Below are 25,059 nucleotides of genomic sequence, written 5' to 3' on the forward strand. Positions count from 1 at the left end.
GTGCAGGGGCCCGGCTTCCCGTCCTCAGGGGCGGGGTGTCCAGCCGGGTGGGGTGAGACGGGTGTCGGTGAGGATCTGCTCGACGGTCTCGTCGAGGGTGCTGTGCTGCGGAACGACGTGTTCGAGGCCGCCGGGCAGGAGGTCGTGGGGCTCGTACCAGCCGGCCATGTCCTCGGGGGAGAACTCGCCGGCCTGGGGACGGGTGGCGTGGCGGCGCACGGTCTCGTCGAAGTCGGCGTCGAGGTAGTACAGGTGGCTGCGGCCGCGGTGGTCGGCGGCGAGCCGGGCGAGCATCGGGCCGTAGCGCTCGGCGGCGAGGATGCCCTCGACGACGGTGTGGAAGCCGTGGTCGAGGGCGTGCCGGGCGACCAGGTCGATGAGGCCGATGTTCGCCCCGCCCGGGAGGTCGCGCTCGCGCAGGACGGTGCGCCGGAGCACGTCCTGCGCGACGACGGCCACACCCCGTCCGTACGCGGCGCGCAGCCGCGCGGCGACGCTCGACTTGCCCGCCCCGCTCGGCCCGCGGACCACCACCAGCACGGTGTCCTGAGTTCCCGTCACGCCGGTACCGTACCGGCCAGCGGGGGCCACCCGGCCGGTGCGCGCCGAGGGTCGTGACGGCGCCGGTCGCGCCACCGGGCGGCTCGCCGGCCGCGAGTGTCAGAGGTGCGCGGTACCGTCGCGGCATCCGATCGGAGGAGGACCGCATGGCGACCAGGTGGAGCTTGACGATCGACTGCGCGCACCCGGCGAAGCTGGCCGGGTTCTGGGCACTGGCGTTGGGCTATGCGGAGAAGCCCGCACCTGCGGGATTCGGGAGTTGGGAGGAATGGCTCTCCCACTACGGAATCCCGGAGGGCGAGTGGGATGACGGCGCGTACCTCTGTGATCCCGACGGGGTGGGCCTCACCATGTCCTTCCTGAAGGTGCCGGAGCCGAAGGCGGTGAAGAACCGGGTGCACGTGGACGTCCAGGTCGGTGGCGGCCGTGAAACACCGTGGGAGGTGCGATGGCCGCGCGTGGTCGAGGCGGTGGAGCGGTTGACCGCCGCGGGCGCGACCGTGGTCAGCGAGGAGGAGCTGGACGGCAGGCCCGATCATGTGGTGATGGCCGACCCGGAAGGAAACGAGTTCTGCCTGGTCTGACAGCCGAACTCCGCTCCGGGAGGCCGCCGTACCGCGTGGTGGGCGTCGCCCCCCGCCACCCTGCCCTCCCGCTGCCCCGGGGGCCGGGGCGGCGGGAGGGCCGGTGGTGGTGTCAGGCGCCGAAGGAGACCTGGTCGACCGTCCAGAAGGCGCTGTTGGTGCCCGTGTAGCGGAACTGCAGGCGCGCGGTGGTGGCGCCGGCCGGCACGGTGACGGGCAGGTGCTCGACGGTGTTCAGGTCGGCGCGGTAGGACTTCACCAGCTGCGGGGCGCCGTCGTCGAAGACCACGTACACGTCGCCGGTCTGCGGGCCGTCGACCTTGTAGTTCGTCGCGAAGGACAGCGTGGCCCGGCCGAGGCCGGCGACCGGGTAGGCCGGGCTGACCAGGGTGGAGTCGAACTGGCCGGCGCCGTGCGTCTTGTCGTCCCACTCGTCGGAGTCGGCGACCGCGAAGACGTTGCGGGCCCGCACGTTGGTCTCGCGGCTCTGCCCGAGCTGGGTGGCGCTCCAGAACTCGTCGGTGGCGAAGGCCCAGCCGCGCCACTCCGTCACCCCGCCGCTGGGCATCCGGGAGTTGTCGATGCTCCAGCCGGTGGGCGGCGTGTGCGTCCAGCCGCGGACCGCGGCCGGGATGCCCGTCTCGTCGACCCGGCCCTGGAGGGCGGGGCGCAGCGCGTCGAAGGCGTCCGGGGCGATCTCGTCGATCGGCTGCCCGTCCAGGCGCCAGGCGGGGTCGATCGCCGCGCCCTCGTGCTTGAGGACGGTCGGCGCGATGTCCACGGGCTTGACGTCGTAGCGCCGGGAGCCGGCCGGGTAGCCGGCGCCGTCGGCGATCACGAAGGTCTGCCGCTCGTTGGCGCTGTTGCCGCCGTGCCCGCCGGCGTCGGTGTGTCCGTGGTCGGTGGTGACGACGATCAGCCAGTCCTCCGAGCCGTACGCGGGGCGGGACTTGACGGCCTGCACGACCTGGCCGACGAGCGCGTCGACGGTGTGGATGGCGGCCGCGTACTGGGCGCTGGCGCCGCCGGAGGCGTGCCCGGCCTCGTCGATCCCGTCGAAGTGCAGGAAGGCGGCGTCCGGGTTGCCGTGGGCGAGGTAGTCGGCGGCGTCGGAGGCGGTCTTGGCGTCGTTCTCGTTCTCGGCGATCCGCAGGTCCGCCTTGCCGTTGAAGACGTTGCCGGTGATCGGGTTCCACGAGCCGATCACCAGCGTGGAGGCGGCCGGGTCGGCGGCCTCCAGGCGGCTGGCGAAGTCCGGGTACTGGTCGAACCGGGCGCCGGTGAACGCGTTGTCCTTGACCTGGTGCTTGTCGGGCCACACGCCGGTGGCGATGGTCGACCAGCCCGGCCCGGACAGGGTCGGCGCCAGCGGGTTGGCGTACAGGTTGCTGGTGGCGGTCATGCCGCCGGCCATCAGCGCCTTGAGGTTGGGCGCGTCGGCGGCCGCCAGCTTGTCGTAGCCGGTGCCGTCGACGCCGATGACCAGGGTCTTGGCCTGCTTGGTGCCGTCCGGCAGGCCCTTGTAGGCGGGGGCGGCGGGGGTGGTCGCGATGGGGGAGGCGGCTGCGGCGGAAGCGGCGGGGGAGGCGCCGGCGGGCGCCGACGGCAGCAGCACGGTGGCCGCGGCGGCTACGGCGGTGGCCACGGTGACGGTCCGGGTGGAGCGGGGAATGCGCACAGGGGCTCCCAACTAGGGGGCGACGCGGTGCGGTTGCACCGGCACCGAGGATGGGGCGCCCGTACGAGGAGGAGCCCTCCCCGGATCCACGGTTGTATGAACAACCGCCGAAATTCAGTCCAGACCGGTTACCATTCCGTGATCTCAGGGGCGCGGAACCGCCACCCGACGGCGCCGGACCGCCGCTCGGTAAGGTGGCGCGGTGAACCACGGCACCCCCCGGCCCCCCGTCGCCCCCGCCCGCTCCGGCGTCCCCGACCACGGCCGGGTGCCCAAGTACTACCTGGTCAAAGCCCAACTCGAAGACCTCATCGCCGAACTGGGCCCTGGCGGGCGCCTGCCCACCGAAGCCGACCTCGCCGAACGCCACCACGTCGCCCGCGCCACCGTCCGCCAGGCCCTGCGCGACCTCCTCCTCGAAGGCCGCCTGCGCCGCCAGGGCCGCAGCACCGTCGTCGCCGGCCCCAAGATCGAACAGCCGCTCTCGCTCGCCAGCTACACCGAAGGCGTCACCCGCCAGGGCCTGCGCCCCGGCCGCACCCTCATCACCCTCGACCGCCTCCCCGCCGACCCGCCCATGGCCCAGTGCCTCGCCGTCCCCGAAGGCGAACCCCTCTGGCACCTGGAGCGCGTCCTGCACGCCGACGAGGAGCGCGTCGGCCTGGAGTCCACCTACGTCCCCGTCGCCCGGGTCCCGCACCTGGAGCGGGAGTTCGACCCCGAAGGCTCCTTCTACGGCTACCTGCGCGAGTGCGGTGTGCGGCTCGGCGGCGCCGACGAACGCATCGAGACGGTCCTCGCCACCCCCCGCGAAGCCCTGCTCATCGGCACCCCGCCCGCCCTGCCCATGCTGCTGCTCCACCGCCGCAGCCGCGACGCCGCCGGCCACCCCCTCGAACAGGTCCGCACCCTCTACCGCGGCGACCGCTTCAGCTTCACCCTCGCCCTGCACGCCCCCGACAGGGACTGAAGCCAGTACTGCGCTCCTCGCGGCAGGTGCGCGTACCGGCACCGGTTCTCGGCCCGTGCTGCGCGCGTCCGGTTCTCGTCCCATGCTGGAAGGGAGAGGGGGTACGGCGGCAGAGGAAGTGGTGGGGATGCGGACCGTTGTCGACCTCACGCGTTGCCAGGGCTACGCACAGTGCGTGTTCCTCGCGCCGAGGGTGTTCCAGCTGCACGGCGAGGAGGGACTGCTGTACGCCCCGGCTGTGCCCGACGACCAGGTCGAGCGCGTGCGCCAGGCCGCGGCGGCGTGCCCGGTCCAGGCCATCCTCCTCGGCGAGGAGGTGAGCGCTGATGGCCGGTGACCAGGGAGCCGGTGACCAGAGGGCCGGTTACCAGACAGAGGGCCGGATCGTTGTCGTCGGCGCGTCGCTGGCCGGGCTGAGGGCCGCGGAGGCGCTGCGGGAGGAGGGGTTCACCGGCTCACTGACCGTGGTCGGCGACGAGCCTCATCCGCCCTACGACCGGCCGCCGCTGTCCAAGCAGGTGCTGCTGGGCCACGCTGCGGCGGACTCCACCGGGCTGCCGATGCGCCGGGATCCGGACGCCGAGTGGCGGCTGGGCGTACGCGCCACCGGCCTGGACCCCCTGGGGAAGCGGGTGATGCTGGCCGATGGCGAGTCGCTGCCGTACGACCGGTTGCTGATCGCCACCGGGACCCGGGCGCGTCCCTGGCCCCATCCGCAGGAGGCCGCCCTGGACGGGGTGTTCACCCTGCGTACCCGCGAGGACGCCGGCGGTTTGGCCGAGCGGTTGGCCGCCGGGCCACGGCGGGTGCTGGTGATCGGCGGCGGCTTCACCGGCTCGGAGATCGCCTCGGCCTGCCGGGAACGCGGACTGGACGTCACCGTCGCCGAACGCGGCCCCGCACCTCTGGTGGGCGCGCTGGGCGGCACCCTGGCGAAACTCGCGGCCGCCATGCAGCGCAACCACGGTGTGGACCTGCGCACCGGCGTGACGGTCACCGCCCTGCGCGGGGACGGCGGCGGCCGCTTCACCGGCGCGGAGCTGTCCGACGGCAGCCGCGTCGAGGCGGACGTGTGCGTCGTGGCGTTGGGGGCGGTCCGCAACGTCGAGTGGTTGGCGGATTCCGGCCTGGCGGCGGGCCCGCGCGGAATCGCCTGCGACGCCGGTTGCCGCGCCTTCAACATGTACGGAATCGTCACTGACGACGTCTTCGTCGCCGGCGACGTCTCCCGCTTCCCCCACCCGCTGTTCGGTTACCAGATGCTCTCCCTCGAACACTGGGGGAACGCGGTCGAACAGGCCGGGGTGGCGGCCCACAACATGGTCAGTCCAGGGCCGCTGCGGCGCCCGCACCTCGCCCTCCCGACGTTCTGGTCGACCCAGTTCGGGCTCAACATCAAGTCGGTGGGCGTGCCCACCTTCTCCGACCACGTGGTCATCGCCCAGGGTTCTCTGGAGGCGCGCCGTCTGGCGATGGTCTACGGCTACCAGGGGCGGGTCACCGCGGCGGTCACCGTCGACATGGCCAAGTCGCTCGACTACTACCGGCACCTGATCGAGACGGCTGCGCCGTTCCCGCCCCCGCCCGGCGCGGCGGACCGCGCGCTCGCGGCGGACATCCCGATTCCGTCCGACGTGCCGGATCCGAAGGGGCTGTCCCACGGCCCCACCGTGGCGCTCACCGGATACCTGCCCGACCGTCGACTGACCGTGGTGCAGCCCCGCGGCTGACCCACGTCCCGCCCAACGACGAGGAGCCACCATGGACTCCGACACCCTGCTGGCACGGATCACCGACTACGCGAACCGCCCCGACCCCTACCCGCTGTACGCGGAACTGCGCGAGGCCGGTCCCGTCGTCCGGCAGGCAGACGGCAGCTACCTGATCGGCACCTACCACGAGGTCGCCGCCCTGCTCCACGATCCACGGATGAGTGTCGATCCCCGCACCTGTGGCGAGACGACGCACAAGCCGCCGTTCCTGCGGCTCGACGACCCGGAGCACCACAGACTGCGCACCTTGGCCATGCGGCCGTTCGGCCCCCCGCACAGCCCGGGCCGGGTCGATGCCATGCGCGGCGAGATCGTCCAGCTCACCGGGGAACTGATGGAGCCGTTCCAGGCGGGCGGCCGGATCGACATCGTCGACGACCTCGCCTACCCGCTGCCCGTCACGGTGATCTGCCGCCTGCTCGGCGTGCCGCGTGAGGACGAGCCGCTCTTCAGGGCGTGGTCCGACGCGCTCGTCGCGTCGGCCGACGTCCGGCCCGAGGCGGACTCCTCCGGGCGGGACGAGGCGGGCGCTGAGGCGGGCGAGCAGGCGCGGGGCGAGATGGGCCGGTACCTGGCGGGCCTCGCCGAGAAGCGCCGTGGCAATCCGAGCGACGACCTGCTCTCCGCCTTCGTCAACGAACCGGACCCGGCCCTGCGTCTCACCCGGGAAGAACTCGCGGAAACCGCGGTGCTGCTGCTCATCGCCGGACACGAGACCACGGTGAACCTGATCGCCAACGGGGTGCTCACCCTGCTGCGTCAGCCCGAGCAGCTGGACCAGCTGCGTCGCGAACCGGAGCTGCTGCCGCGAGCGGTGGAGGAACTGCTGCGCTACGAACCCCCGGTCCACATGCGCCAGCGCATCCCCCTCGCCGACATCGACGTCGGCGGCACCACCCTCCCCGCAGGCGCCTCCGTCGTGCTCGCGCTGGCCTCGGGCAACCGCGACCCCAAGCGGTTCCACGCGCCGGACCGGTTCGACCCCACCCGCCCGGACAACCAGCACCTCGGCTTCGGCAGTGGTATCCACCTGTGCTACGGCGCACCGCTCGCCCGCATCGAGGCCGAGGCCGCGCTCGGTGCGCTGATCCCCCGCCTCGGCGCGGCACGCCTGGTCCAGGATCCGCCCCCCTACCGGCAGAACGCCATGCTCCGCGGACCCCGCCACCTGCCCGTCCAGCTCTGAGGCCCCTCAGTTCAGTGCACCGCAGGTCAGCGGCGGGGCAGCACGCCCAGGAGGGTTGCGGTCAGGGCCAGCTTCAAGTAGTCCTTCAGCTCCAGGTGGAAGCGGGCCAGGTCGGGCTCGGCCTGGTAGGCCGCCCGCAGGCTGGGCGGGGGTGTGCTGTACGCCGACAGCGCGCCGGCCATGACCATGGTCTGCAGGCTGAACAGTGTTGCGTTTTCGCCCAGCTCCGGCAGGTACTTCAGGACCAGGGCGGTCATGGCTGTCAGGCGGTCCAGGGAGGCGCGCTTGTAGCGGGCCACGACCTCGACGGAGACGTTGTGTTCCAGGACGCTGCCCTGTGCGCCGAAGAGGTCGCACAGCACCGCTCGGCTGGAGAGCGAGCGGCTGAGGATCTCGGCCACCCCCGCCGCTCGCTCGGCCATGGGTAGATTTTCGTCGATGCCGGCCGCCAACTCGCCTGCCAGTTCCGTCAGCCACTCCTGCAGGAAGTGGTCCAGCAGTTCCAGCAGGACCGCCTCGCGAGACTCGAAGTAGCGCAGCACGTTCGGCTTCGCCAGGCCCACCCGGCGGCTGAGCTCGTTCAGGGTGACCGCGGCCACGGGCATCTCGTCGAGCATCGCCGACGCCGTGTCGAGGATCGCCCGTCGACGCATCTCCCGCTGCTCTTCGGTTCGCGCCCGCTGGAAAGTCATGATCACCAGCCTAACTTAGGTACCTGCGGTACGTTGACAACGTACCGAAAGTACTTTAACGTCGTGCGCAAGATACCTTCGGTACGTTAGTTGGTCGGGAGCCTGGCATGAGCGAGAAGTGGACGACGGCGAACATTCCGGACCAGCGCGGGCGGGTGGCCGTGGTGACCGGGGCCAACACCGGACTGGGGTACGAGACCGCCAAGGCGCTCGCCGAGCGCGGGGCGTCCGTGGTGCTCGCCGTGCGCAACGTGGAGAAGGGCGAGCAGGCCGCGGCCCGCATGACCGGCGACGTGACCGTGCAGGCGCTGGACCTGACCTCGCTCGACTCCGTCCGGACCGCGGCGGCGGCGCTGCGGTCCCGGCTCGACCGGATCGACCTGCTGATCAACAACGCCGGAGTGATGTACACCCCGAAGCAGACCACCCGGGACGGCTTCGAGATGCAGTTCGGCACCAACCACCTCGGCCACTTCGCGCTCACCGGGCTGCTGCTGGACCTGATGCTGCCGGTGCCCGGCTCGCGCGTGGTGACGGTCAGCAGCACCGGCCACCGCATCCGGGCCGCGATCCACTTCGACGACCTGCAGTGGGAACGGTCGTACAGCCGGGCCGCCGCCTATGGCCAGTCCAAGCTGGCCAACCTGATGTTCACGTACGAGCTGCAGCGTCGGCTCGCCACGCACGGCACCACCGTCGCGGTGGCCGCGCACCCCGGCGTGTCCAGCACCGAGCTCGCCCGCAACCTCCCCGCGGCCTTCCGGCTTCCGCTCACCTGGCTCGCGCCGCTGATCACCCAGAAGCCGGCGATGGGCGCGCTGCCGACCCTTCGGGCCGCCGCCGACCCCGCCGCGCTCGGCGGCCAGCACTACGGTCCCGGCGGACGCGGCGAGTTCATGGGCCACCCCCGGCTGGTCACCTCCAGCCCGGAGTCGTACGAGGTGGTCGTCCAGCAGCGGCTGTGGGCCGTCTCCGAAGACCTCACCGGGGTGAAGTTCCCCGTCGTTCAGTCCGGGCGGAACTCGTTTCCCTCCGGATCGGCCAGCACGGTGTAGCGCGTCGTCCGGGAACGCCTGACACGGATCCGGGCCGGGCGTCGGTGACCGACTCCGGCGAGTAGACACCCGGCTGCGGAGCGGGACACCTCGGCTTGTCGTCCGGTCCGCGGCCTTGTTGCCCACGGGCATGCGTCCGTGCAGGCCGGGGCGGCGTCGTCCGGTACGGGGCCGGTGTCGTCCTATGCGAGCCCGATCGCGTCCGCCGCGGTGGGCCCGGCGGCTGCCGCCGGCGTGCGGAGAACCTGCCGGACGGCGTCGCGGAGCCAGCGGTGGGCCCCGTCGGCCGTGTGCCGGGGGTGCCAGGCCATGCCGATGGTCAGCGGCGGCAGGGCCAGGGGGATGTCGAGGAGGTGCAGTCCGAGGGCGCCGGCGTCGTGGGTGAGGGGCGAGGGGGCGGCGCCGGGGAGTGCGGCGGGTACCAGGCAGACGAGGTCGCTGCGGGTGGCGAGGGTCATCGCGGCCAGGTGGCTGGGCAGGACGACGCTGACCCGCCGGTGGAGGTCCTGCTCGGCCAGGGCGGTGTCGAGGGGGCCGGTGAACCGGCCGCGGCGGCTGACCGCGATGTGGTGGGCGGCAGCGAGCCGGGCCGGGGTCAGCGGCCCTTCGGTGAGCGGATGGCCGGCCCGGACGGCCGCGACCATGCGGAGGCTGACCAGTTCCTCGACCCGGGTTTCGGGGTCCACGTGGTCGATGGATCCGACCTCCAGGTCGATCCGGCCGTCGCGCAGGGCGGGCCCGGCCTCCAGTTCTTCGGCCCGGATCCGGAACGAGACCCCCGGCGCCTCCCGCCGGGCCAGTTGCAGCAGCCCGTGGGCCAGTGCCGCGCCGACCAGGTCGGCGGCCTGGAGGGTGAAGGTGTTGCGGAGGCCGGCGGGGTCGATGCTCGTACCGGGGCTGAGCAGCGCTCCGAGGCTGCGCACCACGGTGGCGGCCTCCTCGCGCAGGGCCTGGGCGCGCGGCGTGGGAACCATGGCCTGCCCGGCCCGGACCAGGAGGGGGTCCTGGAGGATGCGGCGCAGCCGGGCCAGGGTGCGGCTCATGGCGGCGGGCGAGGTGTGCAGTCGCGCGGCGGCGCGGGTCACGCTGTGCTCGGTCAGCAGAGCATCCAGGGCGATGGCGAGATTGGCGTCGATGACCGGATCGGGGCTGCTCACCAGCATTATTCCATTTCAGTCAATGATTCCGTGCTGAAGTTCCCATTGTGGCAGCACGGCGGATCTCAGCAGGATGAGGGCATATCGAAACCAGCACGAGCTACGAGGTTTTCATGATCGTCATCACTGGTCCCACCGGGAACATCGGCCGCCACCTGCTCTCCCAGCTCCTGGAGTCCGCCCCCGCCGCGGGCGAGGAACTGCGCGTCATCGTGCGCGATCCCGCCCGGCTCCCGGACGCGGCGCACGGACGCGTCGACGTGGTCACCGGCTCCCACGCGGACGCCGAGGTCCTCGACCGGGCCTTCGAGGGCGCGGACGCGGTCTTCTGGCTCGTCCCCCCGGACTCCTCCCTGACCCCGCACGACGCCTACAGCGGCTTCACCCGCGCCGCCGTCGAGGCGCTCGTCGCCCACGGCGTCGGCCACGTCGTCGGCGTCTCCGCGCTCGGCCGCGGCACCCCGCTCGCCGACCGGGCCGGCCTCGTCACCGCCTCCCTCGCGATGGACGACCTCATCGCCGGCACCGGCGTCGCCTACCGGGCCCTGGCCAACCCGTCCTTCTTCGAGAACCTCCTGGAGGAGGCCGACTCGATCCGCGAGAAGGGTGTCTTCACCGACTCCGTCGACGCCGACCGCAAGGCCCCCTTCGTCGCCGTCGCCGACATCGCGGCCGCCGCCGCCGACCTGCTGCTGGACCGCTCGTGGACCGGCACCGGCAGCGTCCCGGTCCTCGGGCCGCAGGACCTGTCCCCGAACGACCTGGCCCGCCTCATGACCGAGCAGTTCGGCCGCCCCGTCCGCTACGAACGCCAGTCGCTCGACGAGCTGTACACCACCCTCGTCGGCTACGGCCTCAACGAGGCGTTCGCCCGGGGCGTGGTCGACATGAAGCGGGCCAAGGAGGAGGGCCTCGACGCCGGCGTCGCCCGCACCCCGGACACCGCCTCCCCCACCCGCTTCGAGCAGTGGTGCGCCCGGACCCTCAAGCCCGCCGTCCTCTCCTGAAGTCCAGCACCCCGTGCCGGGCGCACCACGGAGCCCGGCGAACAGCGAACCAGGACCACCACCACCTGCCGCTTTGGAGGCACCCCGATGTCCGCTGAGAAGTCCGAACCGCCGGTCACGGCGTTCATGCTGGTCAAGACCATGCCCGAATGGCTCGCCCTGACCGTCCAGGAACGCGTGGACGCCTTCACCACCCAGGTCCTGCCGGCCATCAAGGCCAGGGCCACCGGCGTCCGGTCACGCTTCTACGACACGGAGTTCTACTCCGCTCGCGTCACCGACGTCTGGGTGTGGGAGGCCGACGACCACCACGCCTACCAGCTCCTCGTCGACGCACTGCGCGAAACCCCCTTCTGGGACCGCTACTTCGAGGTCGTCGACCTCCTCGTCGGCACCGAGAACGGCTACGCCCGGACCTACGGCCTCGAACCCTTCGCCACCATCGCCACCTGAGACACCGCCCGCCCGCCCACCCACCTGCGCACGAGCGCCGATGCCCCCTGACCGGTCGTGGTCAGGGGGCATCGGCCCGGAAGGACCAGAGGAGCGGTCAGAGAGCGCGTCGGTACTGGTGGGGCCAGGCCGCCTGGTCCGCGGGGCGCGCGCGCAGGGCGAAGTAGGGGTCGTGGAGGAGGGGGCGCCCTGTCATCACGGCGTCCACCTGCCCGCTCGCCACCAGTTCGCCGGCCAGCGACACGTCGCCGATCTGTCCGGCGGCGACCGCGAGTCCGGTGGCGTCCTTGAGCCGTGCCGCGAACTCGACGTGGACCCCCTCCCGCGTCGGCGGGCGGGCCTCGTGGTCCCGCACCGCCAGTCCGGACGTGACGTCGAGCAAGTCGATGCCCACGGCCGCCAGTTCCTCGGCGAACGCCACCGCCTCGTCGATGCCGACGCCGCCTTCGACCCAGTCCGTGGCGGTGATCCGGACGAAGACGGCCTTCTCCGCCGGGAAGGCCTCCCGGACGGCGCGGGCCACGCGCAGCGCGAGGCGCGTCCGGTTCCGGAGGCTGCCGCCGTACTCGTCCGTCCGGTGATTGGACAGGGGTGAGAGGAACTCGTGCAGGAGGTATCCGTGCGAGGCCTGGATCTCGACGACCTGGTACCCGGCCAGGTGGGCCATCCGGGCCGCGCGGGCGAACGCCTCGACCACCTCGTCGAGGTCGGCGCGGTCGGCCTGCCGGGGTGCGTCCAGGTCGCCGAAGGGGACCGCCGACGGGCCGAACGTCCGCCAGCCTCCCTCGGCCGCGCTCACGGAACCGTTCTGCCCCGCGCCCACCCAGGGCAGTTGGTGCGACCCTTCCTGCCCGCGGCCTGCAACTGCACCCCTGGGACGGTGCCGCGCTCGCGCATGAACGAGGTCAGGCGCCGGTGAGCGGCGGCCTGCTCCTCGTTCCAGATGCCGAGGTCCGCCGGTCCGGTGCAGCGGGCCCACGGCGTTGGCCTCGACCATGATCAGACCGACCGCGCCGACCGTGCCGACCGTGCCGACCGCTCGTGCGCCGTAGTGCACGAGATGCCAGTCGGTCGGTTTCCCGTCGGGGCCCGCGGCGTACTGGGCCATCGGGGACATCCACAGGCGATGGGGAACGGTGACGTCCCGCAGGCGCAGCGGGGGCTCTCTTCCTCGGGAAGTGGCTGGCAGGCGGCGGGAGCGGGGCGAGACGGAGCGCCGGGCTGTCGCGGCGATGAGGTGCGGGCCGTGGCGGACCCACGGCCCGCAGCGGCGTTCAAGAAAGCTGATGCCGAGTCAGAACCTGGCGCCGGAGAGCAGTTTCGCCGTCTCCTCGGGGGCCTCGGCCGGGAAGTGGTGGCTGCCGAGGTCGATGAGCACGATGTCGAGGCGGTCCCGGTAGCGGTCGATCGCCTCCCGTGTCACCAGGTCACGTATCGCGAACACGGTGATCGGCTGCCTCGTCTCGCGCAGCGCCGCGTCCATGTCCCAGCGCACCAGGCCCTCGATGGCCCGCAGGCCCGCGGGCTGGCGCACCGCGGCCATCTTCTCGGTGTACGCGTCCTTGAGCGCCGGGTCCGTCCCGGCCGGTGACCCCCCCTCGACGAGGCCCCGTACGGCGGCGGCGAAGTCCGTCTGGAACGCGTTCACCGTCGCCTCGGCCTGTTCCTCGCTCAGCGCCGGGAACAGGGACAGGTAGTGCAGTGCGTCGAGTGCGACGACCTGCGAGACGGTGTCCGGGAGCAGCCGGCCGACTTCGACGGCGACCGCCCCGCCGAGGGAGTGGCCGGCGACGACCGCTGTGTCCACCGACTCGGCTTCCAGGACGGCGGCCACGTCGCGGGCGAACTCCTCCATGGTCCAGACCTCCCGCGTCGACCGCGACTCGCCGTGCTCGGCGAGGTCGATCGCCAGGACGCGGTGGTCCTCGGGCAGATGGTCGGTCACCGCATCGAAGTCGCCGCGGTCGCACGCCCAGCCGTGGATGAGGGCCAGGACCGGTCCTCCGGTCGGACCGCTGGCTGTGTAGCGGATCGTCGTGTGGTCCGATCGCTGAACCTGGCGGTGCTTCTTGATCCTGCTGGCAGTCGTCACGGTGTCTCCTGATGCGGCGGGGTGAAGGCTGTATCGGGCGGTGGGGAGTAGTGGTCGACAGGCAAGGCAACATTCGCAGTGATCGCTGTGTTAGTGATTCGAGCGTAGCGCAAACGCATCGATCACTGCATTTGCAGGGCGGATGTCGGCGGTTCGAAACCGTCCGCGCCCACAGCAAACATGCAGGTCAGAGGGCCGTGGTGCTAGCTCGAAAGGGCCAGCACCACGGCCCGAAGCACATTGAAAAGACATCTCATTTGGGCTTGCAGGCTGCTTCCGTGACGATCGTGGAGCGCTTGGTGCCGGACGAGTTGTGGGAGCTGTTCCAGTTGGTGGTGCCGGCGGCGCCGACCCGCCCACAGGGCGGTGGTCGGGCGCCGCTACGGCGACCGGGAGGCGCTGGTGGCGATCGTGTTCGTCGCGACGTCCGGGTGCACCTGGGCCCAGCTTCCGCCCTGCTTCGGCCCGTCCGGGCCGACCGCCCACCGGCGATTCACCGAATGGAGCAGGGCCCGGGTGTGGGCCAAGTTCCACCGGGTCGTCCTGGACGAGCTGGGCGCGCGGCAAGCTGGACTGGTCGAGGTGCGCGGTCGACTCGGTGAACGGGACGGTCACCCAGGTCGAGCGGCTCACCGACCTGCCTGAGCACCCCTGATCCGGCGTGCGGCGGCTGGTGCGCGCCGCCTTGAGCTGCGGGTCGCACCGGTTGTCGCGAAGTCTTGACACTGCGTCACAGGCCGCGAACCCTGGTGCTGTACTCCAGGGCCGCGAGGGACACGGCATGCCATGGGTTGACGAGAGCGGGCGCCACCAGGGTTTCCTGCTGCATGTTTTCCAGGTAGACGTGCTCCGGCGGGACGTAGCGAGGGAGCGGGATTCCGATTGCCGGGTTATAAGCAATCCGGCGCGCACGCACTGCATGGTCCAGCACTCTCTTAAGGACGACGTGGATCTTCCGAATGGTGCTCGCGGAGAGGGGTTTTCCGTTGGATACGGAGTCCGCGAGGATGTCGCCGAGCCACTTGGCGATGCCGTCGAACTGGATGCGAGCGACCGGAGTTGATCCCCATTTGGGGATCATGTATGTGTCCAGTGCGATTCGGTGCCGCCCTCCGCGACCGCCAACGCCTGGACGACATCGCCTACCTCACCCCCGACCGCATGGCGCACCCCACCCACCGCGCCCTCCTGACCGCGCTGGTCGAGTCGCGCACCAGTAACCCGACCACCCTGGCCCCCCAGTTGTCGGCATCGTCGAGCGCCACCTTCGTCTTGGCCTACGACGAACACGACGCCAAGCCCTACCGCTGGACCTACGACGGCAGCCCACTCAAAGCCGCATGAACTCCCGAAGGATCAACGCGGCGCTGCACTAGTGGTCGGTTCTGCTGACTGTGACGCCGAAGAGGTCGCAGACGACGCTTGGCGACAGTTGGACGCAGAGACGCCGCCTGCCAGCCGAGGAAGGTGGCCGTACCGGAAGTCCGGTGGGAGCACGTGGGTGCCAGCCATTCCGGTACGGCCTGGTTTTCGCCTGTGGCCCAACTACCGGTAGATGGCGTGCAGCCTGCCGTTGAGTGCGACCACTGACGGGCTGCCGGTGCCGGGGAGGGGGGAGATGTCGTCGGACGGCAACCAGGAGCCGAGGACGTTGGCTGAGTACCGGAGTTTCCCGCTCTCGTCGCGGTAGGCGCAAGCCACCCCTGTCAGGTACGGGACGAATGCTGGCCCGTCGCTCGTTCGCGCTCCGGGGATGGGGGCACCGTCTCCAGTCACCAGAGTGACGCGGACTGCGCCGTCCTCTGCCCTGTAGGCGAACTGAGGCCCGAGCAGGGTGCTGGCCGCAGCTGGCCCGTGGGTTGTCTTGACGGGGATGTTCGTGGGCTCCGGCGGTGTGTCGTCGATGATGGCGCCGAAGTGGATCGATCCGTCCGGGTGGCGGAACCCGCAGTTGGGGCCCGTCAGCAGTTGCACAAGTGTCGGTTTGTGGGTGGTTGTCCAGTTCTTTGTGGTGATGCGAGTGGGGGTGCTCCAAGCGAGCTGTCCGGGTTGCGTGGGGTCCGCTGTCCCGATGGTCCGGTGCATGGCGTTGTCCGGGGTGCGGTAGACGCAGTAGAGCTTGTTGTTGACTTCGAGGAAGGCGGGTTCTTCGCAGGCTGCGGGGGGCAGGTTCGTGGGGGTGATGATCCAGGTCTCGCCGTGGAGGGTGGCCCAGAGCGGCTCCTGGCGCTGGAAGGCGCTGGCCACGAAGTGCAATTGGTTGTTGTACTTGAAGAGGGTGGGCATGGAGTGGCCGAAGAGGGTGGGTACGTTCGCTTGCGACCAGGGGGCGGATGAGGAGTTGCCCTCGGTGCCGTAGCGCAGGTTGGAGATGGCCCCGCGGACGAAGAGGCTGCCGACTTCGAGGTCCGGGACACGGACGGTGGCGGTGGTGTTGAGGATGCGTTCGGCGGTGCCGTTGCCGATCTGGACGGTGGCGCGCAGGTAGAACTGGGTGGTGTGGCCGACGTTGTTGAGCGTGTAGGTGCTCTTGTCCAGCACGTTGACGTCGGTGGTGTCGTACAGCAGGCGCAGGGAGGAGACGCCGCCGGCTTCCCAGGTGAGTGTGACGGTTTCGCCGTTGTTGATGATGGGCGGTTTGGCGATGAGGTTGCGCAGGTAGAAGTCGGCGGGGAACTTGCCGATCTCCAGCGTCGTGGTGTCCGGCAGGAAGGACTCGCTGGAGCCGGCCGGGCGTGAGTAGACCTGGATGAGGAGCGGAGCGGTGCCGACCTGGCGGTTGATGCGCACGCCCATGAGCTGGACGGTGAGGCCCTCGTCGCGGCTGATGGTCGCATGGCCGGAGGTGGGGGCGAAAGTGATCGTCTTCGCCTGGGCGTTGGTGGTCGCTGTCCAGTCCTTGAGGCTGGTCTGGGGGTCGATGCCCTCCAGATCGAGGGCGAGGTCGGGGGAGTTGGGGCCGGTCGGGATGACAACGACGATCTTGTTGCATTCGATGGCCTCGCCGCTGCGGCGGCTGCCGACGATCACCAGGTCGGCCCGCTGGGGGTCCCCCGTGTTGGGGGAGACGCGGATGGGGTCGGGGTTGGTGCTGAGGCTGAACTCCAGGGCGGTGGCGGCGGCTTCGGCATCTTCGGAGCCGGTTGCCGCGGTCTGGGAAACGGTGCTCATCAGTGTGCTTCCTCGTGTCGGGTTACGGCGGCGGCCTCGTCCAGGACGAGGAAGCCGGAGCGGATCTGGGGGTCTTGACCGATCGGAAGACCGGTGGGGTCGGGGACGGTGATGGGCATGGACGCCCACGCGTCGGCGGCGCGCTCTGTCCAGGTCCAGGTGCCGGTCGCGGTGGCTGGGTGCGGGAGGAGGGCGGCACCGTCGTTGGTGGTGGCGGCGAGGAGGGGGCCTGCGCGGAAGCTGACCGCCATGTTCGCCAATGCGTGGGTGGTGAACTCCTGGGGGAGGTGGATGGCGGTGACGGGCAGGATGTCGGTGGTGGCGTGGACGGCCGCCCTCGGGTCGAGGAGGAGGGTGACGAGGGCGGTGCTGGCGGAGTTGAAGGCGAGTTGGAGGCGCTGGCCCTTGTCGATGGGCCGCAGGTAGCCGGCGGAGTCGCCGCTCGGCGTGATGACGCTTTCGAAGTGGGTGTAGTCGTTGTCGAGGACGTAGCCGATGAGGCCGTCGTCGGTCTGCCGGGCCTCACCCAGGCGCACGGTCCACTGGTAGTGCGGCATCTTGGGCTGGGGCGGGTTGAGGACGTTCTTCCAGGTGACGTCAGTGCGCGGCGGGCCGGACAGTTCCAGGTCGAGGCGGGCGCGGACGAGGGCGAGGGGGCGGCCGAGGAGGAAGGCCAGGCTCTCGTCGGCCGGTCCGTCGGGGTCGATGGTTGCCAGTGCGGCGTCCAGGTGGGCGCGCACCGCGTCGAGGACGGCCGGGCCGCGCTGTTGGATGGCGGCGAGGAAGCGGTGGGCGTGCGGGGAGAGGGCGGCGAGCTGGTCGAGTTCCTGGATGTCGGAGCCGGGCAGTGCGGTCCATGCGACGATCCGCTGTCCGTTGGCGGACAGCACGGTGCGCAGGTCGCCGAGCGCGTGGCCCTCGGGGCCGTAGCAGGCGATCGACTTGTCGAGTCGGTTGTGCAGGAGCCAGGCGCAGACGGGGTTGGTGCCGGGGGTGAGGTCGACGGGCTCGTCGCGCTGTGCGGAGAGGAAGTCGAAGTGCAGGCGGGCGGGTTGGAGCAGGCGCGGGCCCAGTTCGATGTAGCGGTCCCGGTCCATCTCGCCGACGAAGTGGTCGGGGACCATCGTCTGGGGGCGGAAGGGCCGGAAGTGCTGCGGGTTGTCGATCAGGTTGACCGCGCGGCCGAATCGGTCGACCACGGACAGGGCGGCGAAGGCGAGGTGGCCCGAGCGCAGCTCCTGGAAGTCGGTGGGCTCCCAGTCGTCCCACTCGAAGACCGGTTGTGGTCCGGGGTCGGGTGCCTGGCGGTCGGCGTCGCCGATCAGGCCGCGGATCGCCCCGGTGGGGCGGAGGGTGGTGCGTGCTTCGCGCTGGGCGACCTCGGCGCTCAGGCCGTCCAGGCGCTGGGAGAGCTGGTCGAGGCTTCGAGCCTGTCGGCGCAGCTGCTGGATGAGTTCGTCGGGGAGGTCGCCGCGGCCGGCGGCGTAGCCGGCGAGCTTTCCGTCCTGGTCGTGGCCGCTGGTGGGGGCGAGGGTCTGGCGTCCGCCGGCGGTGACGGCGTAGGTGAGGTCGCCGGTGCCCTTCCAGCGGTAGCGGTTGCCGTCGAAGCTCCAGTGGGCCGTGCCGTTGTTCGCCTGATAGGGGATGGCGGTGTATTCGGCCCGCCACATCAGGTAGAGCGGCTGCCAGGGCTGGCGCCACGGATCAGTGCCCAGGGCTGGCAGGGTGCCGGTGGCGGCGTTGAGGTTGGCGCCGGTCTTGCGGGCCTGGTCGAGGATGCAGAACTCGGTGACCAGCGCGGGTACCGCCTCGGGCAGGTGGGCGGTGTTGACCTTGGCGACGTCGGCGGCCACGCTCAGCGCGGTGATGGAGCCGACCGCTGTGACCAGGCGTTCCTCGGTGCGGCACGGCAGCCTGGAGCCGCGGGTCATGGGGGCGTTGAGGTTGGCGCCCTGGAGCATGATGACGGGGTCGGCGTGCTGCTCGTAGGGGTCGAGGGGGACGCGCTGCAGGACGCGGGCGCCGCGCAGGCCTTGGTCCGCGGCGTAGGCGCGGGCCCGCTCGGCGAGGGTGTCCGGATCGTTCGCCCAGGGGATCTCGGTGCGCCTGTCGCGCAGTTGGGCGGCGAGGTCGGCCACCTTGCCGGCGGCGCCGTCGGGATCGGCGGGGTTGAGCTCGGCGGCGCTCCGGCGGGCGAAGAAGTCGGGTTGCTTCTTCTCCTGGGCCAGGGACCAGACGTTGTACAGGTGTTCCTGGGCGCTGGCCAGTTTGCGTTCCAGGTCGTCGAGGTCGGCTTGCTTGGTGTTGAGGTCGGCGGTGACGTCCTGTTCGAGGCGTAGTTGGCGGGTGCGTTCGCCGGCCGAGAGCGGGGGGAGTGCGTTCGGGTCGCCGCGGTCGACGACGCGCCAGGTGTAGCCGCCGGGGACGGGGCCGAAGCCGCCTTGGTGGGCGGTGCGTTCGGGGAACAGGTCGCCGTCGGATCGGTCCAGTTCGTCCAGGACGCCGAGGAGGAACGCCCGGTAGAGGCGGGCGTCGTCGGCGTTCAGGGAGCCGGGGCCGGCGGCCTGTTCCTGGAGGACGGCGGCGGCCTCGGCGGCGCTGTTACCGATCGCAACGGCGATCTTGGCGGGGCCGGGGCAGTCGGAGACGGGGATGCCGCCGTTCGGTTTCCAGTCGATGCCCAAGGCGGTGCCCGTGTAGAGGGAGCGGCGAGGGCTGCCCATCCCGGGCGGCAGGCTCCATTCGAGGCGGTCGAGGATGTGGGTGTAGTCCTCGGTGCCGGCGAGGATGTCTTTGCCCTCTCGGGAGTACCAGCCGGTGACGTAGTAGCTGAGCCGGTCGTCTCCCTCGATGTCCGCCAGCGTGTCGTGGATGGAGAACACGTTGAGGTTGTAGGGCTGGTAGACGGAGAAGGTGAGCAGGCCGGGGCCGAGCGCGGTGAGGAACGGTTCGCGGGCGTCTGCGGGTTCGCGCCACGGCGCGTGGATGGTGAGGTCGTGGCGGCGCCCGGCCTTTGTCGCGGTGGGGTTGGCGGCGTCGGGGTCGAGGTAGGAGACGGCGCCGTTCTGGGGGTCGAGGTAGTCGCTTTCGACGATCCAGGACGTCATGGCGCGGTTGGAGCGGCGCACCACGAGCCAGCGGTTGGGGACGAGGGGGAAGTCGCCGATCTCGCCGCTCTCGCTGTCCTGGTGGCCCTGGCACAGCGCTTCGGGGAGCTGCCACTGCAGGTAGACGCCGAGCCGCTCGGGCTTGTCGCGCCAGATCTCGGTGCCCTGGAACGGCAGCGGCTCGGGCGGCTGGTTGTCCTCGGTCAGGGAGCGGAAGTTGGCCTGCCAGCGTTGGATGACGTACGTGCCGTCGGTGTCGCGGGTCTGCGCGTTGACTGCGAGCGCGGCCACCTCGACCGGCACCACGAGGGTGTTGTTGGGCATCGTGTGAAGGTCCGTTCCGGGGTGGCGGGTCAGGGCCGGGCGAAGGTCTGGATCTGCGGTGCCTTGATCATCTGAAGGGCGAACCGGGCCGGCGACAACGCGGGGAGGTTGTGCGCGCGGGCGAGTTCGGGGGCGAGCTTGCCCGCGATGTCGAGCACGTCGCCGGCCGGGCGCAGGAAGCGGCCGAAGCCGGGCGGGTCGGGGAACTCGCCCATGGGCGAGCCGATGTCGGTGCCGGTGAGTTTGCGCAGTTCGATGGTTCCGACGTCCCCGATGCCGAACATCAGGCCCTGCGGGGGTTCGGCAAGGGTGAAGGTGTCGATGACCTCGGGGTAGAGCAGCAGCAGGACGTCGGTGCCGTACACGTCCCGCCGCATGGGTTCCACCACCGTGTCGCCGCGGAACGCGGTGATGATGGTCTTGGGCCAGTTGGGGATGAGGTCGGAGCGGATCAGCACGCCGCACTCGGGGGCGTCCTGGATCCCGGTGGCCAGCGTGTTGAGGTCGGCGTCCAGCGCGTGCCCCACCCCGACGCTGAGCGCGCCGTCCACGGCGGCGCGGATCCACCCCGGGTCGACGTGGAAGAAGCGGATGCTCTCCGGCGGCAGCATCCGCGCATCGGGTACCAAGTGCTCGAAGGGGACCATCTCCAGGAGCGGCAGGCGGTCCAGCCACGCGCGGACCGGGTCGAGCTGGATGGCGCTCGCCTCCCGCAGGACACCGCGCACATCCGGCTCGGCCAGCGCACTACGCAGGTCAGCGGAGCTCAAGGGGGCTACCCGGGTCGAGGGGGCGGCGGCGCGGCGCTGGGCTGCCGCGAGTTGGGTGCCGGTGCGGGTGAGGGCGCCCATGAGAGCACCGTCAGCGGTGAGTAGCCGGTCGAAGCCGCGGTGAGCGAGATTCTCGCTCAGGAGGGTGGCGGCGGCACGCGCGCTGGTGCCGGCGAGTTCGGGGTGGGCGAGCAGGCGGCGGGCAGCGCGACGCGCGGCGGCGCGGAACTCCATGAGCTTGGTGCGGAAGGGCGCGTCCGCGAGAGCGAGGGCGCGGCCGAGGCTGAACGCGCTGGCGTAGCCGGTGTCGTAGACGCCGTACTTCTCCAGATAGATCAGGGCCTCGCCGGGCGACTCCAGGCGCGGTGCTGCGGGCTTCGGGAGCTCCTGGGCCTTGGTGGCGGTGAACGGGCCCCGGTAGAAGCCGAAGCTGCGCTCGCCGGACTCCAGGCGCTGTGGGAGCGCGGTGGCCCCGCCCTTCAACCGCGCCAGCGCCTCGGGGTCGGTGGCGGTGCCGGGCAGGGGCAGCCGTAGGAGCGGTTCGGGTGCGGCGGCGAGGTTCTGGACGATGTCGCCGAAGCCGATCGTCGAGTCGGCCTGGGTCTCGAAGGACCACGAGTGGAGGGAGACCATCCGCAGGCCCTGCGCCGGCGGTGTGCCGCCGTGCAGGTAGCTCTCGAAGCCGTCCAGGGAGACGAGGTGCGCGACGTGCTGGCCGCCGCTGACGGCGGGGAAGCGGTTGGCGACGACGACCGCGTTGAGGTCCTCCTCCTCCGGCTCGGGGTCGGAGCCCATGGTGGCGTCGGGCGGACCGCCCTCGCGGACGTGCGCGAGCAGGGCCATGTCGGCTGGTTTGGGACACACGGTGGTGAACAGCGCGGCGGGCACGTGGATGGTCCGACAGGCCAGTTCCTGCTCGTCGTCGGACACGTTCTCGGGTGCGATGGCGGGTGGTTGTCCTGGGTTGTTGTCCTGTCCGGCGAGCAGGTCGCGCACGGTGGTGACCTTGACCTGGCCCACCGCCTCGCGGTCCTCGGGCAGTTCGCCCTCGCGGAAGAGCAGCAGGGCGATCCACGGCACGCCCTCCTCGGCGCCCTTGAGACGCCGGAACCAGGGCAGGGCGGGGGTGTCGAGGGTGATGTGCGGCAGCAGCTGGCTGTAGGTGCCCACCGCGCCGGGCACCGGGTAGCAGGCGTGAACATCGGTGTCGGCGATGGCGAAGCGCAACTGCCGCACGTCGAAGGGCTGCTGGCGGGTCGGCAGGGAGCTGCCGGTGTCGATGCCGGTGATGCTCTGCTCGACGTTGATGCGGTAGCGGCCTGCGGACAGGGACGGGATGCGGTGGTCGAAGAACCGGGTGCGGTGGCCGACGGTGGCCATGCTCAGTCCCCCTTTCTTAGGCGGCAGGCACGAGCATGGGCTCGGCGGTGAAGGTGGCCTGAGCGGCACGGGCGTAGGCGCTCAGGTCGTTGTCGAGCAGCCCGAGGTTCAGGCCGAGCCCGGCGAGCACGCCGGCGAGCTGGCCGCGGGCGGTGATCTGCGTGGCGGCGGCCACCGTGGTCGCGATCGTCGCGATGACGCCGGATGGCCGTGCGGGGATTGCGCCGACGGGCCCGTCGGTTGCCTTGAGCGGCTGGTGACCGTCGGGGTTGACGGGGTCGAACTTCAGGGCCTCTTCGGAGATGTAGCCGGTGGAGGTGCCGTTGCGCAGCGGTGGCGCGGCCAGGCGGACACCGGTGAGCTGGTTCGCGATGAGCTGGTCGCCGTCCTTGGCCGGAAGCGTGTTGCCGGCGCCGGTCCCCCACAGGGCCTGGGCCACCGAGGCGGTGGTCCTGGCGCGCGACCAGGTGGTGAGGTCGACGCTCTCGCCCTCACGGGTGAGCGAGACGCACTGCACGCTGGTTCGGCCGGTTTGCTGCATGGGCCGGATGTTGAGCAGGCTGCCGCTCTCCGCAGGTGTTCCGGCCTTGGTGTTCAGGTACAGCTGGGTGACGGGGACGGTGGAGTCGGTGGTGAAGGAGAACCCGGCGGCGGAGACCTCCCAGGCGCCGTCGCTACGGGTGCCGTCCGTCTGGGTGTTCTCGATCAGTCCGGCTCCGGGCAGGACGCGCACCGCGCTCTCGGGCGGCGGCAGCATCTCACGGAACCCGGCCCAGTCCAGTGAGCGGTCCTGGGGTGGCCGGGAGGCGCCGAAGTTGATGGTGAAGGAGATGAACCACAGGTGGACCTCGGCGGATCCGCCGAAGGCGGGCCCCCACAGCTGGAGGCTGACGCCGACCTCGATGGTGATGCTGATCCGGATGAACCAGATCTTGATGGACGCGGACACCCCGATGGAGATTTTGAGCGAGGCGTCGATGTAGAACGGCTTCCACTGGATCAGCAGGTCCACCTTGGCCACGCACCAGGCACGCACCGGGCCGGCGTGGAACTGGATGTCGAGGTCACCGCCGGCCATCACCGCGGCCGGGGTGAGGGCGAAGTAGGCGTTGCCGGAGACGGTGACGTTGCCGCCCAGCGCCCAGTCGAACCCGACCCGCGTGGGCCTGGGATAGTGGGCGGGCACCTGGTACTTGGGGTGGTAGCCGCCCACGCTGAGGACGAGGTCGCCGGCATGGGGGCTCTCGCCGAACCAGGACTTGAGCGCGACCCCGCCGCGCAGGCGGCAGTTGGGATCGAGGAGGAAGGAACTGGGGGTCAGCGCGGCTTCGATCGCGAGCTCGCCCTGCAGCGGTTTGATCACGGCCCGCACGCCGATCTCGGCCCTGGCGTACTTCTTGGTCCCGCCCTTGGGGAAGTCGACCCCGCCCATGCCCAGCAGGGCCACGGTCAGCTCCGGTCCGGTCTGCAGGAGGGCCATCGCGCGGCCCTCGACGAACTCGGCGACGGTGAACGCCAGCCCGGCGGCAACCCACAACTCGTCCTGGGCGGGCCTGATCCACGGGTTGTCGCCACCCACGAGGGTGCCCAGGATCTTGACCGGGTTGCCCTTCTCCGCGCCGATCGCCCCCGGGTTGGTCAGGGCCTTGATGAACGGGAAGACCCCGATCTCCTCGACCTCGGGCACCCGGATCCTGCTGTTCCAGCCCATGCCCGCCGCGATGCCGTTCAACCGCAGTGCGGGGATCCCGATACCGGGGTTGCTGCCGATGGCGGCGAAAGCGAAGAACGACGGGTCGGTCCCCGCCTGGGGCACGACGTAGGCGCCCATCCCGGTCCCGTACAAGCCCTTGCCGGAGTCGCCACTGTCGAATGAGAACAGCAGCACACCCCCGATGATCGTCTTGTACGGGGCCTGCGCGGGCAGCACGGTGAGCGTCCCCGCGATCCGCAGCGGCGGGGTGCTGTAGTCAATGCCGAGGCCCTGCCCATCCAGGGGGTTGCCGATGGGCTTGAAGCCGCGCTCACGCCCCGGCGCCGGGACGCCCAAGACCGCGAATCCGTCACGGGTCGCGATCGCGCGCAGGGGACGGGACAGGCCGCGCCGCCGGGTCGTTGCCGTGCGCTCGGGCATGACACGACCCAGACCGTCGACGCGCGAGGCGTCGAGGCGGGGCACCGCGAGGGGGGCCTTCACCGGAACGACCGAGCCGTCGGGCAGTACCAGCCAGGACCCGGCAGCAAGCCCCCCAGTCGCACGGATGTCGAGGATCGCGAGCTGATCCTCCGTCAGGTTCTGTTCGCAGCAAACCATCCGCCAGCCGTCGGCCTCGGCGACGAACAGGCGAGCGTCTTGGGAGAGTGCCGCACGCCCTCGGGGACCGGCGGCGGTCAGTGTGGCTCCCGCCCCGTTCCTGGCGAGGGTGATCCGGTCGACATCGGGGCCGGGCAGATGGGGCACGTCCACGCCGAGGACGCGGGCGAGCTCGTCCGCGCGCGTGCCGGGCGCAGGCAGTTCGATGTCCAGAGCAACCGCCGTGACGACAGAGCCGTCATGGCTGAACGTCGCACATACACGGACCGGCCTGTCCGCGAGGGACGTAACAGCGGCGCCGACCGCCCGCAGCGCGCCAGAGTGGCCATCGCTGCTCGCGAGGCGGAGCACTCCGTCAGGGAAGAAGGGCTGGAACACGTCCCCAAGGCCGAGCATCTCCCCTGGCAGCTCCACCTCCTGACCCTCGCCGGTGTCGAGCAGCTTGCGCAACTCGTCCACATGGATCGTCACAGCCGTCCCCTTCCGTGCCCGTGCGCGGGCATGTCGAAGCTCCGGACGGCAGCGCCATCCCGACCGAGTGATCATTTGATTACAGATCGTAGTGGGGGCTTGGTCTTGGCGGTCGGACCGGCGCAAAGTCGAGCAACAATCGGCCGGAACCTGTCGGTGTCCAGGCAGGCCCTGGCGCATGGCGGGGAGAGTCGGTGGGGGCTTGCGCGAGGGCTCCGCGATGGTGGAGGCCGGGCCACACCAGTGAAGTGGCCGTTGCCGATCAGCGGTGCTCAGCGATCCACATTCGGAAGAGGGGATGCGGAATACATGTGG

At 71.1% G+C, this 25,059-nt stretch carries 20 protein-coding genes and 1 pseudogene; 10 read left to right on the forward strand and 11 right to left on the reverse strand.

Annotated features, from left to right (window positions below):
* Window positions 1-24: 24 nt before the first annotated feature.
* The gene (locus ACFWPI_RS25275) at window positions 25-561 is read right to left on the reverse strand and encodes an AAA family ATPase (protein WP_380372311.1); all 537 of its coding nucleotides are present in this window, start codon (window positions 559-561) and stop codon (window positions 25-27) included.
* A gap of 146 nt (window positions 562-707) precedes the next feature.
* On the opposite strand from ACFWPI_RS25275, the gene ACFWPI_RS25280 reads away from it, so the two are divergent.
* Window positions 708-1,145 carry a VOC family protein gene (locus ACFWPI_RS25280; protein ID WP_380372308.1) on the forward strand — a complete coding sequence of 146 codons (438 nt, stop codon included), beginning with the start codon at window positions 708-710 and terminating at the stop codon, window positions 1,143-1,145.
* A gap of 112 nt (window positions 1,146-1,257) precedes the next feature.
* On the opposite strand, the gene ACFWPI_RS25285 is transcribed toward ACFWPI_RS25280, so the two are convergent.
* A complete protein-coding gene (locus tag ACFWPI_RS25285; protein ID WP_380372304.1) occupies window positions 1,258-2,823 on the reverse strand; it encodes an alkaline phosphatase family protein in 1,566 nt (521 codons plus the stop codon).
* Window positions 2,824-3,025: 202 nt separating this feature from the next.
* Here ACFWPI_RS25285 and ACFWPI_RS25290 point away from each other — a divergent pair, with 202 nt between their 5' ends.
* The 4 genes from ACFWPI_RS25290 to ACFWPI_RS25305 all read left to right on the forward strand — a co-directional run bounded on the left by ACFWPI_RS25290 (window position 3,026) and on the right by ACFWPI_RS25305 (window position 6,751).
* Window positions 3,026-3,793, forward strand: a complete 768-nt coding sequence (locus ACFWPI_RS25290; RefSeq protein ID WP_380372301.1) for a GntR family transcriptional regulator — start codon at window positions 3,026-3,028, stop codon at window positions 3,791-3,793.
* Between the two features lie 127 nt (window positions 3,794-3,920).
* Entirely contained in the window at window positions 3,921-4,130 is a 210-nt protein-coding gene (locus tag ACFWPI_RS25295; protein ID WP_063352161.1) for a ferredoxin, read from the forward strand.
* Window positions 4,120-5,523 carry an NAD(P)/FAD-dependent oxidoreductase gene (locus ACFWPI_RS25300; protein ID WP_380372299.1) on the forward strand — a complete coding sequence of 468 codons (1,404 nt, stop codon included), beginning with the start codon at window positions 4,120-4,122 and terminating at the stop codon, window positions 5,521-5,523. Before ACFWPI_RS25295 ends, ACFWPI_RS25300 begins: the two co-directional genes overlap by 11 nt.
* A gap of 31 nt (window positions 5,524-5,554) precedes the next feature.
* Complete coding sequence (locus tag ACFWPI_RS25305; RefSeq protein ID WP_380372297.1) at window positions 5,555-6,751, forward strand: cytochrome P450; 1,197 nt, start codon at window positions 5,555-5,557, stop codon at window positions 6,749-6,751.
* Window positions 6,752-6,777: 26 nt separating this feature from the next.
* On the opposite strand, the gene ACFWPI_RS25310 is transcribed toward ACFWPI_RS25305, so the two are convergent.
* Complete coding sequence (locus ACFWPI_RS25310) at window positions 6,778-7,443, reverse strand: TetR/AcrR family transcriptional regulator (RefSeq protein ID WP_380372295.1); 666 nt, start codon at window positions 7,441-7,443, stop codon at window positions 6,778-6,780.
* A 107-nt stretch (window positions 7,444-7,550) separates the two neighbouring features.
* Here ACFWPI_RS25310 and ACFWPI_RS25315 point away from each other — a divergent pair, with 107 nt between their 5' ends.
* Complete coding sequence (locus tag ACFWPI_RS25315) at window positions 7,551-8,498, forward strand: SDR family NAD(P)-dependent oxidoreductase (RefSeq protein ID WP_380372292.1); 948 nt, start codon at window positions 7,551-7,553, stop codon at window positions 8,496-8,498.
* 182 nt (window positions 8,499-8,680) lie between these two features.
* On the opposite strand, the gene ACFWPI_RS25320 is transcribed toward ACFWPI_RS25315, so the two are convergent.
* A complete protein-coding gene (locus ACFWPI_RS25320; protein ID WP_380372289.1) occupies window positions 8,681-9,661 on the reverse strand; it encodes a LysR family transcriptional regulator in 981 nt (326 codons plus the stop codon).
* 107 nt (window positions 9,662-9,768) lie between these two features.
* Here ACFWPI_RS25320 and ACFWPI_RS25325 point away from each other — a divergent pair, with 107 nt between their 5' ends.
* Entirely contained in the window at window positions 9,769-10,662 is an 894-nt protein-coding gene (locus tag ACFWPI_RS25325; RefSeq protein WP_380372287.1) for an NAD(P)H-binding protein, read from the forward strand.
* Window positions 10,663-10,749: 87 nt separating this feature from the next.
* Window positions 10,750-11,115, forward strand: coding sequence for a darcynin family protein (locus ACFWPI_RS25330; RefSeq protein WP_380372284.1), 366 nt, complete (start codon window positions 10,750-10,752; stop codon window positions 11,113-11,115).
* Window positions 11,116-11,212: 97 nt separating this feature from the next.
* Here ACFWPI_RS25330 and ACFWPI_RS25335 read toward each other — a convergent pair whose 3' ends face one another.
* Window positions 11,213-11,914, reverse strand: a complete 702-nt coding sequence (locus ACFWPI_RS25335) for a hypothetical protein (protein ID WP_380372281.1) — start codon at window positions 11,912-11,914, stop codon at window positions 11,213-11,215.
* Between the two features lie 495 nt (window positions 11,915-12,409).
* Window positions 12,410-13,207, reverse strand: coding sequence for an alpha/beta fold hydrolase (locus tag ACFWPI_RS25340; protein ID WP_380372278.1), 798 nt, complete (start codon window positions 13,205-13,207; stop codon window positions 12,410-12,412).
* A 263-nt stretch (window positions 13,208-13,470) separates the two neighbouring features.
* Between ACFWPI_RS25340 and ACFWPI_RS25345 the strand changes: the two are divergent.
* Window positions 13,471-13,811: pseudogene (locus tag ACFWPI_RS25345) on the forward strand (transposase); the annotation flags it as partial.
* Window positions 13,812-13,937: 126 nt separating this feature from the next.
* On the opposite strand, the gene ACFWPI_RS25350 reads toward ACFWPI_RS25345, so the two are convergent.
* Complete coding sequence (locus ACFWPI_RS25350; protein WP_380372275.1) at window positions 13,938-14,288, reverse strand: hypothetical protein; 351 nt, start codon at window positions 14,286-14,288, stop codon at window positions 13,938-13,940.
* A gap of 2 nt (window positions 14,289-14,290) precedes the next feature.
* On the opposite strand from ACFWPI_RS25350, the gene ACFWPI_RS25355 reads away from it, so the two are divergent.
* A complete protein-coding gene (locus ACFWPI_RS25355; protein WP_380372273.1) occupies window positions 14,291-14,551 on the forward strand; it encodes a hypothetical protein in 261 nt (86 codons plus the stop codon).
* Between the two features lie 201 nt (window positions 14,552-14,752).
* Here the strand turns inward: ACFWPI_RS25355 and ACFWPI_RS25360 are convergent, their stop codons facing one another.
* The 4 genes from ACFWPI_RS25360 to ACFWPI_RS25375 are packed head-to-tail and all read right to left on the reverse strand — an operon-like array spanning window position 14,753 to window position 24,924.
* Window positions 14,753-16,378 (reverse strand): hypothetical protein, encoded by a 1,626-nt coding sequence (locus tag ACFWPI_RS25360; RefSeq protein WP_380372270.1) that lies wholly within the window; start codon window positions 16,376-16,378, stop codon window positions 14,753-14,755.
* Window positions 16,378-19,809 carry a hypothetical protein gene (locus tag ACFWPI_RS25365; RefSeq protein WP_380372267.1) on the reverse strand — a complete coding sequence of 1,144 codons (3,432 nt, stop codon included), beginning with the start codon at window positions 19,807-19,809 and terminating at the stop codon, window positions 16,378-16,380. Before ACFWPI_RS25365 ends, ACFWPI_RS25360 begins: the two co-directional genes overlap by 1 nt.
* A 29-nt stretch (window positions 19,810-19,838) precedes the next feature.
* A complete protein-coding gene (locus tag ACFWPI_RS25370) occupies window positions 19,839-21,959 on the reverse strand; it encodes a hypothetical protein (RefSeq protein ID WP_380372265.1) in 2,121 nt (706 codons plus the stop codon).
* A 16-nt stretch (window positions 21,960-21,975) separates the two neighbouring features.
* Complete coding sequence (locus tag ACFWPI_RS25375; RefSeq protein ID WP_380425039.1) at window positions 21,976-24,924, reverse strand: DUF6603 domain-containing protein; 2,949 nt, start codon at window positions 24,922-24,924, stop codon at window positions 21,976-21,978.
* Between the last annotated feature and the right edge of the window lie 135 nt (window positions 24,925-25,059).

The sequence above is a fragment of the Kitasatospora sp. NPDC058492 genome (genome assembly GCF_042720685.1).
Lineage (GTDB): Bacteria > Actinomycetota > Actinomycetes > Streptomycetales > Streptomycetaceae > Kitasatospora.